This is a genomic window from Salipiger bermudensis (genome assembly GCF_020171625.1).
Classification (GTDB): Bacteria; Pseudomonadota; Alphaproteobacteria; order Rhodobacterales; family Rhodobacteraceae; genus Salipiger; species Salipiger bermudensis_B.
Genome location: NZ_JAIUZY010000017.1, coordinates 18111 through 35106 on the forward strand (window position 1 = coordinate 18111; position 16996 = coordinate 35106).

14 protein-coding genes are annotated in these 16996 nt (G+C 67.8%); 7 read left to right on the forward strand and 7 right to left on the reverse strand.

The window, feature by feature from the left end; all coding sequences use genetic code 11:
* Nucleotides 1-241: 241 nt before the first annotated feature.
* The 6 genes from LCM15_RS20725 to kdpF all read right to left on the reverse strand — a co-directional run bounded on the left by LCM15_RS20725 (nucleotide 242) and on the right by kdpF (nucleotide 8087).
* Nucleotides 242-952, reverse strand: a complete 711-nt coding sequence (locus LCM15_RS20725; RefSeq protein WP_224859735.1) for a response regulator — start codon at nucleotides 950-952, stop codon at nucleotides 242-244.
* Entirely contained in the window at nucleotides 949-3603 is a 2655-nt protein-coding gene (locus LCM15_RS20730) for a sensor histidine kinase (RefSeq protein WP_224859736.1), read from the reverse strand. Before LCM15_RS20730 ends, LCM15_RS20725 begins: the two co-directional genes overlap by 4 nt.
* A 9-nt stretch (nucleotides 3604-3612) precedes the next feature.
* Nucleotides 3613-4191 (reverse strand): potassium-transporting ATPase subunit C, encoded by a 579-nt coding sequence (locus LCM15_RS20735; RefSeq protein WP_224859737.1) that lies wholly within the window; start codon nucleotides 4189-4191, stop codon nucleotides 3613-3615.
* 24 nt (nucleotides 4192-4215) lie between these two features.
* On the reverse strand, nucleotides 4216-5877 hold the full coding sequence (gene kdpA / locus LCM15_RS20740) for a potassium-transporting ATPase subunit KdpA (RefSeq protein ID WP_224859738.1): 1662 nt from the start codon (nucleotides 5875-5877) through the stop codon (nucleotides 4216-4218).
* A gap of 98 nt (nucleotides 5878-5975) precedes the next feature.
* The gene (gene kdpB, locus LCM15_RS20745) at nucleotides 5976-7988 is read right to left on the reverse strand and encodes a potassium-transporting ATPase subunit KdpB (protein WP_224859739.1); all 2013 of its coding nucleotides are present in this window, start codon (nucleotides 7986-7988) and stop codon (nucleotides 5976-5978) included.
* Between the two features lie 9 nt (nucleotides 7989-7997).
* Nucleotides 7998-8087 (reverse strand): K(+)-transporting ATPase subunit F, encoded by a 90-nt coding sequence (kdpF, locus tag LCM15_RS20750; protein ID WP_224859740.1) that lies wholly within the window; start codon nucleotides 8085-8087, stop codon nucleotides 7998-8000.
* 559 nt (nucleotides 8088-8646) lie between these two features.
* Between kdpF and LCM15_RS20755 the strand changes: the two genes are divergently transcribed.
* The 7 genes from LCM15_RS20755 to LCM15_RS20785 all read left to right on the forward strand — a co-directional run bounded on the left by LCM15_RS20755 (nucleotide 8647) and on the right by LCM15_RS20785 (nucleotide 15792).
* Nucleotides 8647-9672, forward strand: a complete 1026-nt coding sequence (locus LCM15_RS20755; protein ID WP_224859741.1) for a TRAP transporter substrate-binding protein — start codon at nucleotides 8647-8649, stop codon at nucleotides 9670-9672.
* Between the two features lie 77 nt (nucleotides 9673-9749).
* Nucleotides 9750-10322 carry a TRAP transporter small permease subunit gene (locus tag LCM15_RS20760; protein ID WP_224859742.1) on the forward strand — a complete coding sequence of 191 codons (573 nt, stop codon included), beginning with the start codon at nucleotides 9750-9752 and terminating at the stop codon, nucleotides 10320-10322.
* Between the two features lie 2 nt (nucleotides 10323-10324).
* Entirely contained in the window at nucleotides 10325-11635 is a 1311-nt protein-coding gene (locus LCM15_RS20765) for a TRAP transporter large permease (protein WP_224859743.1), read from the forward strand.
* 32 nt (nucleotides 11636-11667) lie between these two features.
* On the forward strand, nucleotides 11668-12387 hold the full coding sequence (locus LCM15_RS20770) for a FadR/GntR family transcriptional regulator (protein WP_224859744.1): 720 nt from the start codon (nucleotides 11668-11670) through the stop codon (nucleotides 12385-12387).
* A gap of 76 nt (nucleotides 12388-12463) precedes the next feature.
* Nucleotides 12464-12730: a hypothetical protein gene (locus LCM15_RS20775; RefSeq protein ID WP_224859745.1), complete on the forward strand. Its 267-nt coding sequence runs from the start codon at nucleotides 12464-12466 to the stop codon at nucleotides 12728-12730.
* 120 nt (nucleotides 12731-12850) lie between these two features.
* Nucleotides 12851-14026 (forward strand): fumarylacetoacetate hydrolase family protein, encoded by a 1176-nt coding sequence (locus LCM15_RS20780; protein WP_224859746.1) that lies wholly within the window; start codon nucleotides 12851-12853, stop codon nucleotides 14024-14026.
* Nucleotides 14023-15792: an IlvD/Edd family dehydratase gene (locus LCM15_RS20785; RefSeq protein WP_224859747.1), complete on the forward strand. Its 1770-nt coding sequence runs from the start codon at nucleotides 14023-14025 to the stop codon at nucleotides 15790-15792. The genes LCM15_RS20780 and LCM15_RS20785 overlap by 4 nt, the downstream gene beginning before the upstream one ends.
* 188 nt (nucleotides 15793-15980) lie before the next feature.
* Here LCM15_RS20785 and LCM15_RS20790 read toward each other — a convergent pair whose 3' ends face one another.
* The gene (locus LCM15_RS20790) at nucleotides 15981-16994 is read right to left on the reverse strand and encodes an AbrB family transcriptional regulator (protein ID WP_224859748.1); all 1014 of its coding nucleotides are present in this window, start codon (nucleotides 16992-16994) and stop codon (nucleotides 15981-15983) included.
* Nucleotides 16995-16996: the final 2 nt, after the last annotated feature.

Sequence of the window (16996 nt, forward strand, 5' to 3'; positions counted from 1 at the left end):
GGACCGCTCTGACCCCCGGTACGGCTATCCGAACACCGCGCGCGAAAAGGCGACCTCGCCACGGTGACAAATGAGGGGCGGCGCGCGACCGCCGCTACCTCCGCCCCAGCACCGCCTGGGGAAAGGCAGCATCGCGCCTGTGACACATGCGGCGGGCGCGCCCCTGACGGCTCACCCCGCCTCGCCCAGAAAGCGTCGAGGGGCGTCTCTCCAAGCGATAGACGGCAGCTCAGTCGCAGCGTCAGCCAGACGCCGCGCTGCCGCCCGGCGCACTCGGCTCGCACAGGCGGTACCCCACCCCCGGCTCGTTCAGGATCAGCGTCGGGAGCGAGGGGTCGTCCTCGAGCTTCTTGCGCAGCGATCTGACGGTGACCCTCAGATATTCGACGTTGTCGGTGTGCGCCGGCCCCCAGACCGCGCGCAGGAGATGCGTGTGGGTCAGCACCTTGCCCGGATGAGCGGCCAGTTCCGCCAGCAGCGAGAACTCCTTGGGGGTGAGCTTCATCTCGGCCCCGCTTTTGCGCACGCTGTGCGCGTCGAGATCGATCTCGACCGGGCCGACCCCGACCCGCCGCCGCACACCGGCGCTGCGATCGGCGCGGCGCAGGCAGGAGCGTATGCGCGCCAGAAGCTCTTCGCTGTCGAAAGGCTTGGTGACGTAGTCGTCGGCCCCAAGGTCGAGCGCCGCGACCTTCTCGCTCGAGCCCTCGCGGGCGGTGAGCACGATGATCGCCACCCCCTTGTCGCGGAACGGACCGATCAGTTCGAGACCGTCGCGGTCGGGCAGGCCGAGGTCGAGCAGCACGAGCCGCGGCGTCGCGCGGGCAAGCGCCTGAAGCGCCGCCGCGGCGCTCGCGGCCTCCTCGGTCACATAGCCGCTGCGCTCGGTCGACACGCGAAGCAGCCTGCGGATCGGCATCTCGTCGTCGACGATCAGGATATGGTGGCTCACGCAATGTCCTCCATCGAGACCTGAACGATCGTTTCGGGCGGCATCCGGATGGTGAACCGCGAGCCGCCGCGCTGTCGCCGCGCGGCCTCGACGGTGAACCCCATCGCCTGACAGAACCCCTTGACGATGGCGAGGCCAAGCCCCGAGCCGCCGGTGCGGTCCGAGCTCTCGCCGCGTGCGAACCGGTCGAAGATGCGCTGCTCGCTGCCCGGCGGGATGCCGGGGCCGCAATCGAGCACGTCGATCACCGGACCGCGCCGGCCCATGCGCGCGACCACCTCGATCGGCTGGTCGTCCGGCGCGTATCTCAACGCGTTGTCGACGAGGTTCAGGATGGCGTGGTGCAGCAACACGGCGTCGGCCCGCACGAGCGGGAGGGTCGGGTCGATCGATGTCTCGAGCCGGCGCCCGTCCAGCGCCGAAGCGAGGTCCGCGATGGCCGAGGTGATCGCGTCGGTCAGGTCGATGGGCTGCAGATCGGGCGTGACCGCGCCCTCCTCGATCCGGGTCAGGTCGAGCAGGTCCGAGAGGAACCGGTTCAGCCGACGCGCCTCGCTGCGCACCGTCTCGACCAGCTCGGCATCCTCGCCACTGGCCGACAGCGCCGCGGCGGCGGCTGTCACGCCGGTCAGCGGCGTCCTGAGATCGTGGCTGAGCGAGGCCAGAAGCGCGGCGCGCAGGCTGTCGCGCTGGCGCACCACCTCCATCTCGCGCATGTCGGTCTCGAGCTTGAGCCGCTCATGCGCGAGCGCGGCCTGATCGATCAGGCTCTCCGCGAGCGCCGCCCGCTCCGTCGGGACGGCGACGCGCCCGGACGGGCTGCGCAGCCCGAGCACCGCCAGCGTGCCGAGCGCGGTCTTGAGCGGGCGGAACTGCCAGTCGCTCGCGGTCAGCGTGTTGGTGCCGCGCCCCGCGGCCTCGCCATGCTCGAAGGCCCACTCGGCAGCCGCCCTGTCCACCGGGCTGAGCTCGGGCCGCGTCTGTCCCGAGGCGGTGATCTTCACGCCCTCGCCCGACCCGTGCAGGATCATCGTCTGCACGGCGAGAATGGAGCGGACCTCGTCGCAGACGATCTGCGCCGTCTCGGAGGTGTCGGACGCGGCCCCGAGGCGTGTTGCGAACCGGGCGAGCGCTGCGTTCTCGCGCGCGCTGCGCATCGCGAAGGCCGCTGCCGCCCGCGCCTGCGCGGCGAGCTGGCCGGTGATGATCGCGACGATCACCAGCAGGATCGCCGTAATGAGGTTCGCGGGGCCGTAGATGATGAAGGTGTAGACGCGCTGCAGAAAGAAGAAGTTGTAGGCGATGCCGGCGGCGATGCCCGCCACAAGCCCCGAGCGGAAGCCGAAGAAGCTCGCGCTTGCGATCACCGGCACGAGGTAGAGCATGTCGATCGGGCCACGACCGACCCAGCCTTCTGCGACGAAGAGCGCGAGGGTCGTGGCCGCCACCGCTCCGAGCGCCACGATATCCCCTGTGAACGGGGCTCTGGGCAGGTAGCGCCGCCAATCATCGGCCCGACACTCCGCCGCCAGCGGCACGACATGCACGGCGACGCCGTTGGTCCTGTCGATCAGGGCTTTCACGATCGACCGGCGGACCGGAAAAATGCCCCGACCGGCGTGGCGCGAACTTCCGATCACAAGCTGCGTCGCCCGCGTCTCGCGGCACTGCGCGATGACGGCTTCGGCGACGGAGGTCGCGGGCACCGACTGCAGCGCGGCGTCGAGCGACGAGGCCAGGGCCAGCGTGCGCGCGAGCCGGGTCTTCTCCGCATCGCTGAGCCGGGCGGCCGACGGCGTCTCGACGTAAAGCGCGATCAACGGCGCCCGCAGCGCGTCCGCGAGCCGCTTCGCGGCCCGGACCACCTGCTCGCCGCCTGCCGCCTCGGAGATTGCCACCAGCACCCGCTGCCCGCCGCCATAGCCGTCCCGGCCGGTGACCCCCTGATGTTCCTTGATCCGGGCATCGACATATTGCGCGGCGTGGCGCAGCGCGAGTTCGCGCAGCGCCAGCAGGTTGCCCTTGGAAAAGAAGTGGTCGAGCGCCTGCGCCGCCTGCTCGGGAACGTAGACCTTGCCCGCCTCGAGCCGGACGATCAGATCCTCGGGCGGCAGGTCGATCAGCTCGATCTCGGCGTGCTCGAAGACCTTGTCGGGCACCGTTTCGCGCACGCGGACATGGGTGAAGGACCCCACCACGTCGTTCAGGCTCTCGACATGCTGGATGTTCACCGTGGTCATCACGTCGATGCCGGCGGCGAGCAGTTCCTCGATGTCCTGCCAGCGCTTGGGGTGGCGGCTGCCGGGCGCGTTGGTGTGGGCAAGCTCGTCGACCAGCGCGATCTCCGGGCGCCGCTCGAGGACGGCGTCGATGTCCATCTCGGTCAGCATCTGCCCCTTGTAGAGCAGCCCCCTGCGGGGAATCACCGGAAGCGACGCGACGCAGGCTTCGGTCTCCTTGCGCCCGTGGGTCTCGACGATCCCGATGACCACGTCGCGCCCCGCCGCGCGCTTTTCGGCGCCTTCGAGCAGCATCTCGTAGGTTTTCCCGACGCCGGGTGCGGCGCCGAGAAAGATCTTCAGCGTGCCACGCCCCTCCCGTTCCGCTTCGCGGAGGAGAGCATCCGGGGAGGGGCGCGTTTCTTCTGTCATGTGAACAGCTTATTCCGAGACCGGCGGCGCCGCCAGTTCCGTGTCGAGCGCGAGATTGAGCTCGAGCACGTTGACGATGCGGCCTTTGGTGAAGACGCCTCCGGGCGCATAAGCCATGGCCCGGACGAGGGAGGTGACCGCCGAAATCTCGACCCCGCGGGCTTCGGCCACCCGCTCCGCCTGGAAAAGCGCGCCTTCGAGCGAGATGTGCGGGTCGAGCCCAGCGCCGGAGGCGGTGACGAGGTCCGCCGGGATCGGTCTCTCCGGGGTGGCGCCGCCATGGGCGGCGATCAGGGCCGTGGCGCGTTCGGTCAGCTCCGGGTTCGCCGGCGAGAGGTTCGAGCCGCCGGCGCCCGCGGCGTCGTAGGCCACCGCCGAGGGCCGCGGCCAGAAATCCTCGGGCGCCGTGAACGCCTGGGCGATCAGACGGCTGCCGACGATCTCGCCTGCCGCGTTAGTCACGAGGGAGCCGTTGGCGGTGGCCGGGGTCACGGCCTGCGCGACCCCGAGGACGAGGGCGGTGTAGCCCGCCACGCAGAGGGCCATGGTCGCGGCAGCGACGCGCAGGCCGGAAATCACGTCTGACATGTGCATGTCTCCTGTGTCATCCGCTCAAGGCAGCGAGAAATGTTCGGCAAGCGGCCCGAGCGCCGCCGCCGGGAGGAAGGTGAGCGCGCCGAAGATCACGACGGTCAGCCCCAGCATGGTGCCGAAGGTGGCGTCCTCCACCCCGAGCGTGCCGGCGCTCTCGGTCGCGCGCGTCTTGGCCATGAGGCTGCCGACGATGGCGAAGGGTAGGATGATCGGCAGGTAGCGCCCGAGCAGCATCACGAGGCCGGTGGCGATGTTCCAGGGCCCCGACCCGTCGCCAAGCCCCTCGAACCCCGAGCCGTTGTTGGCCGCCGCCGAGGAGAACTCGTAGAGGATCTCGGAAAAACCATGCGCGCCGGGGTCCTGCACCGTCGTCTGTCCGAGCGGCGTCGCAGCGAAGAGCGCGGTGCCGCCGAGGATCAGCACGGCGTGGGCAAAGAGCGCAAGCACGGCGAAGCGCACCTCCTTGGCCTCGATCCTGTGGCCGAGATACTCGGGCGTGCGCCCGACCATCATGCCCGCCACGAACACCGCCACGACGATGTAGAGGAACATGTTGATCATGCCGACGCCGGCACCGCCGAAGGTGGCGTTGAGCCACATGCCTGCCATCGGCATCAGGCCGGTGAGCGGGTTGAAGCTGTCGTGCATCGCACCGACCGAGCCGTTCGAGGTCGACGTGGTCAGCACCGCCCAGAGCGGGCCTGTCGTGGCGCCGAGGCGCAGCTCCTTGCCCTCGAGGTTGCCGGTCGCGTCCGACACCGGCAGCTCGGCGAAGGCGGCGGTGGGGGCGCTCTCGAAGGCGATGGCCCCTGCCAGCTTCACAATGAGAAAAGCCGCCATCACCGCAAAGATCACCGCGGCGTGCTTCGTCCGCCCGACGATCCGGCCGAACATCCACACGCAGGCCATCGGGATCAGGATCACCGCACTCATTTCAACGATGTTGGTCCAGAAACTGGGGTTCTCGAGCGGGTGGGTCGAATTGGGTCCGAAGAAACCGCCGCCGTTGGTCCCGAGCTGCTTGATGGTCACGAAGGCTGCGACCGGCCCCCGCGCGATGGTCTGCATCGCTCCATCGAGCGTCGTCGCCTCGGCGGCCCCCTGCAACGTCATCGGCACGCCGCCGAGCACCAGCAGGAGCGCCCCTACCACTGCCAGCGGCAGCAGGACGAGGACGCTCGCCCGCTGGACGTCGACGAGGAAGTTGCCGAAGGCCGGCCGCCCCGCGATCCCGCGCGCCAGAGCCGCCAGCGCGGCGATGCCGGTCGCGGCGGAGACGAACTGCAGCCACATCAGCCCCGCGAGCTGGCTGAGGTAGCTCATCGAGGCCTCGCCGGAGTAGTGCTGCAGGTTGGTGTTCGTGGTGAAGGACGCGGCCGTGTTGAACACCAGCGTCGGGTCGAGCGCGCCCTGCCCGTCGGGATTGAGCGGCAGCCACTGCTGCATTGCAAGGATCGCGAAGGTCCCGGTGAACATGATCACGTTGAACACGAGCAGCGTGACCAGATAGCGCTTCCAGTCCTGCTCGGCGGAACTCCCGCCGAGCGTCCGGAACAGCCCGGTCCAGCGCATGGCCTGTCCCGGCGCGGGGTCCATCGCCCATTTCATGTAGGCGCCGAGCGGCAGGGACAGCAGGGCCGTGCCGCCGACGATGAGGAGAATGACAGAGACGTGGTCCATGGCGTCAGTCCTTGAAAGCCCGTGTCACTGCGCCGATCAGGGCGGCGAACACGAGGATCCCGAGTGCGTAGGTGAGAAAGATCATCCGAGGTCTCCTGTCAGGCGAGGCCGAGGCCAGACACGGCCAGGTCGATCACCTTGATGCCCGCGAAGGGCGCGATCAGGCCGCCAAGGCCGTAAATGCCGAGGTTGCGGGTGAGTTGGCGGGCAGCGCTCTGCGGGCGGTAGGCAACGCCTCGCAGCGCCAGCGGCACCAGCAGCGGGATGATCAGGGCGTTGAAGATCAACGCCGACAGGATCGCGCTTTCGGGGCTGGCAAGCCCCATGACGTTGAGCGCCCCGAGGCCCGGGTAGAGGGCCACGAAGATCGCCGGAAGGATCGCGAAGTACTTCGCCACGTCGTTGGAGATCGAGAACGTGGTGAGCGCACCCCGGGTCATCAGGAGCTGCTTGCCGATGCCGACGATCTCGATGAGCTTGGTGGGGTTGTTGTCGAGGTCGACCATGTTGCCGGCCTCGCGCGCCGCCTGCGTGCCGGTGTTCATCGCGACGCCGACGTCGGACTGCGCCAGCGCCGGCGCGTCATTGGTGCCGTCGCCGCACATCGCCACCAGCTTGCCGCCGCCCTGCTCCTTGCGGATCAGCGCGAGCTTGTCCTCCGGCGTCGCCTCGGCGAGGAAATCGTCCACACCGGCCTCCGCCGCGATCGCCGCCGCGGTCAGCGGGTTGTCACCCGTGATCATCACCGTGCGGATGCCCATGCGCCGCAGTTCGGCGAAGCGCTCCTTGATCCCGGACTTCACGATGTCCTTGAGGTGGATTGCGCCCAGAAGGCGCGTGCCGTCGGCCACCGCGAGGGGCGTGCCGCCCGCCCGCGCGATCCTGTCAGTCAGCGACCTTATCTCGCGCACCGCCGCAGGCTCGAAGGCGTGCAGCTTCAGCACGGCATCGACCGCGCCCTTGCGGACCTTGCGCGCCCCGATATCCAGACCGCTCACGCGGGTCTGGGCCGTGAAGCCGACCACCTCCGCGCCGCTGGGGGCCGCGTCGCCACGTCCGGCAAGCGCGAGGATCGAGCGGCCTTCCGGCGTCTCGTCGCCAAGCGACGACAGCCGCGCCGCCTCGACGAGCTCGGCCTCGCGGATGCCCGAGAGCGGCAGGAACTCGGTGGCCTGCCGGTCGCCGAGCGTGATCGTCCCGGTCTTGTCCAGAAGCAGCGTGTCGATATCGCCCGCGGCCTCCACCGCGCGGCCCGACTTCGCGAGGACGTTGAAGCGGATCAGCCGGTCCATGCCCGCGATGCCGATGGCCGAGAGCAGCGCCGAGATCGTCGTGGGGATCAGCGCCACGAAAAGCGCGATCAGAACAGGGACGGCAATCGCGCCTCCAGCATAGGCGGCGAAGGCGGGCAGCGTCCCGACGGCAACCAGGAAGATCAGCGTGAGGCCGGTGAGCAGAACCGTGAGCGCGATCTCGTTCGGTGTCTTCGACCGGCTCGCCCCCTCCACGAGCGCGATCATCCGGTCGAGAAAGCCCGTCCCCGGCTCGGCCGTGACCCTGACCTTGATCCAGTCGGAGATGACGCGCGTGCCGGCGGTCACGGCTGAGCGGTCGCCGCCCGCCTCACGGATCACCGGGGCGCTCTCGCCGGTGATCGCCGCCTCGTTCACCGACGCCACGCCCTCGATCACCTCCCCGTCGGCGGGGATCAGGTCGCCCGTTTCGACGAGCACGATGTCGTCCTTGCGCAGCTCGCTGGCCGCCACCTCCTTCGTGCTATCGCCCCGGACGCGCTTGCCGCGCAGTTCGGCCTTCGTCGACCGAAGCGCCGCCGCCTGCGCCTTGCCGCGCCCCTCGGCCAGCGCCTCGGCGAAGTTGCCGAAGAGCACCGTGAGCCAGAGCCAGAAGGCGATCTGCACCTCGAAGAGGACGTCGCCACGGGTGAGCACCGTGCGCAGGAGCAGCACCGTCGCGAGGAGCGCGACCGCCGCCGTCGTGAACATCACCGGGTTGCGGACGAGTACGCGGGGATGCAGCTTCGCGACGCTCTGCCGCAATGCCGGGCCGACGAGTTCGGCGGCGAAGATGGATTGTGTCGGTTGCCTTGCCATGATGCGCCCTCAGAACCGCTCGGGCCGCATCAGCACGGCCAGCAGATAGACGAGAAGCGCCATGGCGACGAGGCCGCCGAGGACGAGTTCGAAGCCCATGTCTTGGACCCTCCAGAGACAGAATTGTCCCGCTGTATCTGGATCCGGAGCCCGTAATGGCGCCATGCGGAACTCGGCGTCTTGGCATTAGAAACGCATAAAGACGGACGGCGCGCCGGCGCGAGGCCCGCTCAATACCGGGCGCGTCAGGAGAGCGGAGACGCGCGGTCGCAGATGGCCCGCCTCCCACTTGCGGCGAGTGTCATCACGAGCGGGACCCTTCTGTCAGGCGCGCTCAACGCCCTCGTCAAAGCCCAGACGGCTCGGGCGACAAATGAGGCGGAGGCGGCTGAGTACCCGCAACGACAACGGAGGCAATTTGTCATACCAAGAAGGACAGCGACACGGAGTTTCGTCCGTAAAATCGCACCTATTCACGCTCCACCTGCAGAATTCCTCCAATTAGTCCAATAAGAAGCACAGATTCCGCAACGCCCCCGAAAAGTGAATGTTGATCTTTAACGCATCCTATGCGCTATTTGTCCAACCAAAGAGGCCGAAGCGCCTCTCCCGGTTCTCTGGAGGAGATGGACCGGGCATCGTTCCTAGGGAGGACAACATGACTTTTGCAAAGCGGCTTTCCGCGCTGGCGGCGCTGACCGTTTCGGCCATCAGCCTCGCCGGAGCGGCCATGGCGGCCGATTACAACTGGACGTTCCAGACCTCTGAAACGGCAGGCGAACCGGGCTACGTGAACAAGCAGAAATGGGCGGACGAGGTCGGCAAGCTGTCCGGCGGTCGGATCGAGATCGAGATCCTGCCGATCGGCTCGGTCGTCCCGCACACCGATACGCTAGACGCCGTCGGCGCGGGCATCCTGCAGGGGCACCTGACCGACCCCAGCTACTTCTCGGGCAAGGATCCGGCCTTTGCGATGATGGGCAACCTCGTCGGTGCGTGGAGCGATCCGTTCGAGTTCCTCGGCTTCATGGAAAGCGGCGGCGGCAACGAGCTCTATGCCGAGCTGGTCGAACCCTATGGCGTCAAGTTCATCGGCGCCGCGGCAACAGAGCCCGAGGCCTTCGTCTCACGCGTTCCGATCCGCACGGTGGAGGACTTGAAGGGCGTCAAGCTGCGGGCGCCCGAAGGCATGGTTTACGAGATCTTCTCGAAGGCCGGCGCGGCCCCGGTGTCGCTGCCCGGCTCCGAGATCTTCTCGGCGCTCGACAAGGGCGTGGTGGACGCGGCGGACAACACCGTCTTCGCCACCAACCAGTCGCTCGGGATGAACGACATCGCGAACTACCCGCTCTACCCCGGCTTCCACTCCCTGCCGATGATCGACGTGTCGATGAACAAGTCGGTCTGGGACGAGCTGCCCGAGGACCTGCAGGAGATCCTCACCGCTTCGGTCAAGCAGTTCAGCTTCAACCACATCTTCTCGGTGCGCGAGCTCGATGCCGCCGCGGTGAAGGAGGCGAAGGAAAACCCGGATATCGAGATCATCAACTGGTCCGGAGACGAGCGTGCGAAGTTCCGTCGCATCGCGCAGCAGGAATGGCAGAACTGGGCGCCCAAGACCGAGATGACCCAGCGCTATTACGACGCGGTCATCGCCTATCTGCAGGGCCGCAACCTGCTCTGAGCCCCCACATCCGAACCCACTGCGCCCGGCGGATCCGTCGCCGGGCGCAGCACTGACAGGCAGCGGGAGAGCCGAAAATGGCCGATGAGCGCGACATCATAAACGAGACCGAGCAGGACGACGCCGAAATCCGCACGGGACTGGACCGGGCCATCACGACCTCCTCGAAGGTGCTCGCCTGGGCCATCTTCGCGGCGTTCCTCATCACCGTGATCGAAGTGATCGCCCGCTACGCCTTCGACAGCCCGACCTTCTGGGCGCACGAGACCACCACCTTCCTGATCGCCGCCGTCTTCCTGATCGGTGGCCCGGTCGCCCTCGCACGTGACAAGCACATCCGGGTGAGGATGATCTACGACGCGGTCGCCCCCCGCAAGCGGCGGGTTCTGGACATCGTCAACTCCGTGATCGCGCTCGTGTTCTTCGCAGGCCTCGCCTACGCGAGCTGGGTGATGGTCGGGAAGTCGTGGTTCACCCCCGCCGGCGCGCTGCATCTCGAGGGCACCGGCACGTCGTGGAACCCGCCGACGCCGGCCCTGCTGAAGCTGCTGGTGCTGATCTGCGTGGTGACGATGTTCGTGCAGACGGTGGGCCATCTGATCGGCGCGATCCGCCGCGACACCTCCTCGACACCGGGCGGAGGGGAATGAGCATGGATCTCAGCGCACTCGGCATCGAGGCCGGCTCCTATCTCCTCGTCATCGCGATCTTCGTCCTGCTGCTGACCGGCCAGCCGCTCGCATGGGTCACGGGGCTCGTGGCACTGGTCTTCACCTTCGGCTGGTTCGGCCCGATGGCCTTGCCGCTGGTGACGGCCCGCATCTTCGGCTTCATTACCGAATACTCGCTCGTCGCGATCCCGATGTTCATCCTGATGGCCGCGCTGCTCGACCGCTCAGGCATCGCCCGCTCGCTGTTCAACGGGATGCGCATCCTCGCCGGACGGCTGCCCGGCGGCGTGGCCGTGCAGACCCTGATCGTGGCGATCCTGATGGCCGCGATGTCGGGCGTGATCGGCGGCGAAATCGTCCTGCTCGGCATCCTCGCGCTGCCCCAGATGCTGCGGCTCGGCTATGACCGCAACCTCTCCATCGGGGTGGTCTGCGCCGGCGGGTCCCTGGGCACCATGATGCCGCCCTCGATCGTGCTGATCATCTACGGGCTGGTGGCCAACACCTCGATCGCCGACCTGTTCGTCGCGGCGATCACCCCGGCCCTGCTGCTTCTGGGCTTCTACGTGGCCTACGTCCTGTTCCTCTGCTGGAGGAACCCCGATCTCGGCCCGCCGATGTCGCGCGAAGACGCGGCGCAGGAGTCGCTTTTCTCGGCCCTTCGTTCGCTCGCGGCCCCGCTCTTCATCGTCTTCGTGGTGTTGGGGTCGATCTATGGCGGCATCGCCTCGATCACCGAGGCCGCGGCGATGGGCGTGTCGGCGGTGATGATCATCGCCCTGATGCGGCGCGAGCTGACGGCGAAGATTATTCAGGACAGTCTCGTGCACACGCTCGAGACCTGCGGCATGATCATCTGGATCGGCATCGCCGCGGCGGTGCTGGTCGGGGTCTACAACCTGATGGGCGGCAACCGCTTCGTCGCGCAGGCCATCCTCGGGATCGACGCCGCGCCGGTGGTCATCATCATGGTGATGATGCTGATCCTGCTGGTGCTGGGCATGTTCCTCGACTGGATCGGCATCGCCCTGCTCACCCTGCCGATCTTCGTACCCATCGTGGTGCAGCTTGGCTACGACCCGATCTGGTTCGGCATCCTCTTCGCGGTGAACATGCAGGTCTCGTACCTGACGCCGCCCTTCGGCCCAGCCGCATTCTATCTCAAGAGCGTGGCGCCGAAGGAGATCACGCTCAAGCACATCTACACCGCGCTTCTGCCCTTTATCGCGCTGCAACTGGTGGTGCTGGCAACGATCCTGTTCTTTCCGCCCATCGCAACGTGGTTGATATGAGGACATTGGCGGAACCACATGAGGCGAAACAGTTGGACGACACTTTCGACATACCCGGACAGGGATCGGCGGTAGATCAGGTCGTGGCCCAGATCCGGGAGCTGATCGACACCGACGGGCTGACGGTCGGCGACAAGCTCCCGACCGAGCGCGAGCTCTGCGACCGCTTCGCCACCAGCCGCAACACGGTGCGCGAGGCGATGCGGATGCTGAAGGCCTACGGCATCGTCGACGTGCGCCCCAAGGTCGGCGCGACGATCATCGACGAACGGATGAACCGTGCGCTCGACATTTTCTCGTTCAACGTGGCCGAGATCTCGCGCCGGACCTTCGACGACATCCAGGGCTTCCGCGAGCTGATCGAGATCGGCACGGCGCTGGCGATCTTCGACGCGGTCACGCCGGAGGTCCTTGCAAAGCTGCGGGAGATCAACCGGCAGATGGTGCAGGCCCGCAGCGTCGTCGAGGCGTCGGAGTTCGATTACCAGTTCCATATCGAGCTGATCTCGCTGACCGGCAACCGGTCGATCCTCGACGTTTACGGCATCATGAAGCCGGTGATCCTGCGGATCATGCAGCGCGGCAAGACGCGCCGCATCATCGAGGGCGAAACCTACCGGGAACACGAAGGCATCCTGCACGCGATCGAGGAGGCGGACCACCTTGCCTACCAGTACCTCATGCGGACGCATCTCCGGAGAGGTCTCGCGACCTTTACCGAAGAGGCCCCCGCCCCGGACGGCAAGACCTGACGCACCACCACCACGGGGCGCGCGCCGGAGGAGAGCCGGCCGGACATCGGAGATCCAGATTTTCTGGGAGGAGAACATGACCCTGAAGACGTTGCTCGCGACAGCGACCTCCCCGGGCAGCAGCGCGCTACACGCCGGCCCAGAGGTCGTGTCGAGCCCCGGCGCCGCGCCCGAGCGCTTTCCTTCGTGGGACGAGGGCCAGCGTGACATGGGCCAGCGACGGGGCGGGGTCATCTTCTCCGGGCTGAGGGCCATGGGCGACGACGGCGCCACGCTGCGCGGCCCTGGCGGCACCTCGGACGACCGGGAACTCGCTCAGGCACGGTCCCGGGCACCGTGCTGATCGTGCTGCGCAATTCCGTGCGGTCGATCACGCAGACGCCCAAGGCGCTGTGGTGGATCATGACGGCACGGCCCTCATCGGACTGTTGCTGAATTACGGACGCGGAAGAAAGGTCACGGAATGACACAGAACACGCCACTCGCGCTGAGCGCGCACGACATCCTGCCCGAGGGCGACGGTGCCCTCCTCGTCGGTCGGGTCTGGTCGAAGACGGCGAGCGGCCCCTGCCCCGTGCTGGTGCGCGCAGGCGAGGTGCTGGACCTCAGCCACATCGCCCCGACCATGGCCGACCTGCTGGAGATCGACGATCTTGCCGAGGCTCTTCAGGAGGGCGGCCCCTCTCTCGGCCCGCTCGACAGCTTCCTCGATCGGGGCGACGGCACTGGAACCGCGGGGCGGCTGCTGGCCCCCTGCGACCTGCAGGCGGTCAAGGCGGCGGGCGTGACCTTTGCAGGCTCGATGATCGAACGGGTGATCGAGGAGCGCGCCAAGGGTGACCCGGCCCAGGCCGACGCGATCCGCACCGAGCTGGCCGACCTTCTCGGCGGCAACCTGCGCGGGCTGGTCCCGGGATCGGACAAGGCAGCGGAGGTGAAGGCGCATCTCAAGAAGGCCGGTCTCTGGTCGCAATATCTCGAGGTTGGCATCGGCCCCGATGCCGAGATCTTCACCAAGGCGCAGCCGATGTCGGCCGTGGGCTGCGGCGCCGAGATCGGCGTGCATCCCGGCTCGCACTGGAACAACCCCGAGCCCGAGGTGGTGCTGGCGATCGACTCGCGCGGCGAGATCCGCGGCGCGACGCTCGGCAACGATGTGAATCTGCGCGATTTCGAGGGCCGCTCCGCCCTGCTGCTCGGCAAGGCCAAGGACAACAACGCCGCCGCCGCCATCGGTCCCTTCATCCGGCTCTTCGACGGTGGGTTCGGTCTGGACGATCTGGGCAGCCTGCGGGTCGGCCTCGAGATCACCGGCGACGACGGCTTCACGCTGTCGGACCACTCCGACATGAGCCAGATCTCCCGCCAGCCCGCCGATCTCGCGGCGCAGCTGCTGAATGCGACACACCAGTACCCAGACGGCGCGATGCTCTACCTCGGCACGATGTTCGCGCCCACCAAGAACCGGGGAGACGCAGGCATGGGCTTCACGCACAAGACGGACGACGTGGTCTCGGTCTCCTCGCCCCAGCTCGGCCGCCTGATCAACCGGGTCCGCCCGTGCGATGCCGTCGCGCCCTGGACCTTCGGCACGCGCGCCTTGATGGGCAATCTCGCGGCACGGGGGATCCTGCAATGACCAAACGCCGCCTGCGGAGCCAGGACTGGTTCGACAATCCCGACCACGCCGATATGACAGCGCTCTATCTCGAGCGCTTCATGAACAGCGGGCTCACCCCCGAGGAGCTCTCCGAGGGCCGGCCGATCATCGGCATCGCGCAATCGGGCAGCGATCTCTCGCCGTGCAACCGCCACCATATCGAACTGGCCAAGCGGGTGCGCGACGGCATCCGCGATGCCGGCGGCATTCCCATCGAGTTTCCCACCCATCCGATCTTCGAGAACTGCCGCCGCCCCACGGCGGCGCTCGACCGCAACCTCGCCTATCTCGGGCTGGTCGAGCTTCTGCACGGCTATCCCATCGACGGCGTCGTGCTGACCACCGGCTGCGACAAGACCACCCCCGCGGCGATCATGGCCGCGGCCACGGTCGATATCCCCGCCATCGTCCTCTCTGGCGGGGCGATGCTCGATTCCGTGCATGAAGGGCGGCTGGCGGGCTCCGGCACGGTGATCTGGCAATCCCGGCGGCGCTACGCCGCGGGAGAGATCGACCGCGCGGAGTTTCTGGAGGCCGCGCTCGACTCCGCGCCCTCCATCGGACACTGCAACACGATGGGCACGGCATCGACGTTGAATGCCCTCGCCGAGGCCATGGGCCTGTCGCTCACCGGGTGCGCCTCCATCCCGGCCGCCTACCGCGAGCGCGGCCAGATGGCCTATCGCACCGGCAAGCGCGCCGTCGAACTGGTGGACGAGGACCTGCGCCCCTCGCAGATCCTCACCCGCGAGGCGATGCTGAACGCGGTGCGGGTGAACGCGGCCATCGGGGGCTCGACCAACGCGCAGCCCCACCTCGCCGCCATCGCCGATGCTGCAGGCGTGGAGCTTGACCCGGATGACTGGCAGACCTACGGCTACGATATCCCCCTGCTCGCCGACGTGCAGCCCGCCGGACGATTCCTGTCGGAGCGTTTCCACCGCGCGGGCGGCGTGCCTGCGATCATGTGGGAGCTTATGCAGGCCGGCGAACTTCAGACCGACTGCAGGACCGTCACGGGAGGGACCATCGGCGAGAACCTCGCGGGCCGCGAGGCGAAGGACCGCGACGTCATCCGCCCCTATGGTTCGCCGTTGATGGAGCGTGCGGGCTTCCGTGTCCTTGCCGGCAACCTTTTCGACTTCGCGATCATGAAGACCTCGGTGATTTCGGAAGACTTCCGGCGGCGGTTCCTGTCGGACCCGGGCCACGAGAACTGCTTCGAGGGCCGCGCAGTGGTGTTCGATGGGTCCGAGGACTACCACGCCCGGATCAACGACCCGGCGCTCGACATCGACGAACGCTCGATCCTCGTGATCCGCGGCGCCGGTCCGCTCGGCTGGCCCGGCTCTGCGGAGGTGGTGAACATGCAGCCGCCCGACCGGTTGATCCGGGCGGGCATCACCAGCCTGCCGACCATCGGCGACGGGCGTCAGTCGGGCACCGCGGACAGCCCCTCGATCGTGCACGCCTCGCCGGAAAGCGCCGAGGGCGGCGGCCTCGCGTGGCTGCGCAGCGGCGACACGATCCGGATCGACCTCAACACCGGGCGCTGCGACATGATGGTCGACGAGGACGAGATCGCCCGGCGCCGGCGCGAGACGCCCCCGGCCATCCCCAGCGAGCAGACACCGTGGCAGAAGATCTACCGGCGCGAGACGACGCAGCTCAGCGAAGGGGCGGTGATGCGCTCGGCCAAGGGCTTCCACCGCATCGCCACGAAGCCGCCCCGGCACAATCATTGAGATGCGGTCAGGTACCGAGTGACCCGCTCTGAGAAGGGCGGCTCCGACGGGTGAGCCGGAGGCAGCATCGCGGGCAAGGAGACGCACGCGCGCGCCTTTCTGGTGGGTCGCGGCGGCTCGCGACAGGGGAACGGCCATCTGCGCGGGTCGGAGCGCGCTCCGCGGCGACGCCGTGGAGCGCTGCGATCCTACAGTTTCAGAGCGACCGGGACGATGAGGATCAAGGCAAAAATCCGCACGAGGTGATGCACGGCCACGTAGGCCGGGTCTAACCCCAGAGACAGGCCAATCGCGGCCATGGCCTCGACCCCGCCGGGCGCATAGGCAATCCAGATCTGGCTGAAGGAGAGCGCCGTAAGCTCGACCGCGATCAGGGCGAAGACGAGCGAAACAATGAGAGCCGTCGCCACCGTGGACAGGCCAGCAAGAAAGTAGCTCCGGATTTGACCGAGGGTCACGCGGCTCATCCGCGATCCCAGCACCGCACCGGTGAGGGCAAAGGCGATGAAAATGACCCATGGCGGTGTCGCCCCCTGCACGAGCCCTCCAGCGTGGGCGGCGGCGCTGACAGCCATGCCCGAGAGCAAGCTCGCCGCGGGCAGGCCCAGCCGGCTCCCGATCAGTCCCAGCAGCACAGCGGCGGCCAGCAAGCTGACGAGCGCCAGAAGGTCCATGTTGGCCGGGGTCAGCGCCGAAGCGACCTCCGACGTGTCAAACGCCACGGCCAGTGGGGGAACGAGGATGACCAGCGCGAGAAGACGCATCAGCTGGAGAAACATCACCGCTGTCGCGTCCCCGGTGCCTTCTGCGGCAATCGCCACGGCGTTTGACATGGTGCCGGGCGAACTGGCCAGCGTTGCCGTCTGCGCGTCCAGCCCGAAGATCCGGGTCAGGAGGAGTCGTCCGGTGAGGACCGTGACCACCAGCGACAGGATGAGGATCGACAGGCTGATGCCCCATGTGCTGATCTGGCCAAAGACGTCTTCGGTCACGCTTGATCCGAGCGACACGCCAATCGTCGCAAAGGCAAGGTCGCGCAGCCCGTTCGGCAGGCCGACCTTGAGGCCAAGGGCAGAGACACCGGCGACGGCAAGGGTGCTGCCGATCAACGCCCCTGCCGGAATGCCCGCGAGGGCGGCCAAGGCCGCCCCCGCAAGTCCTGCCAGAATGGTCGGCAGGTAGGATTTCAGATCGAGCAACACGT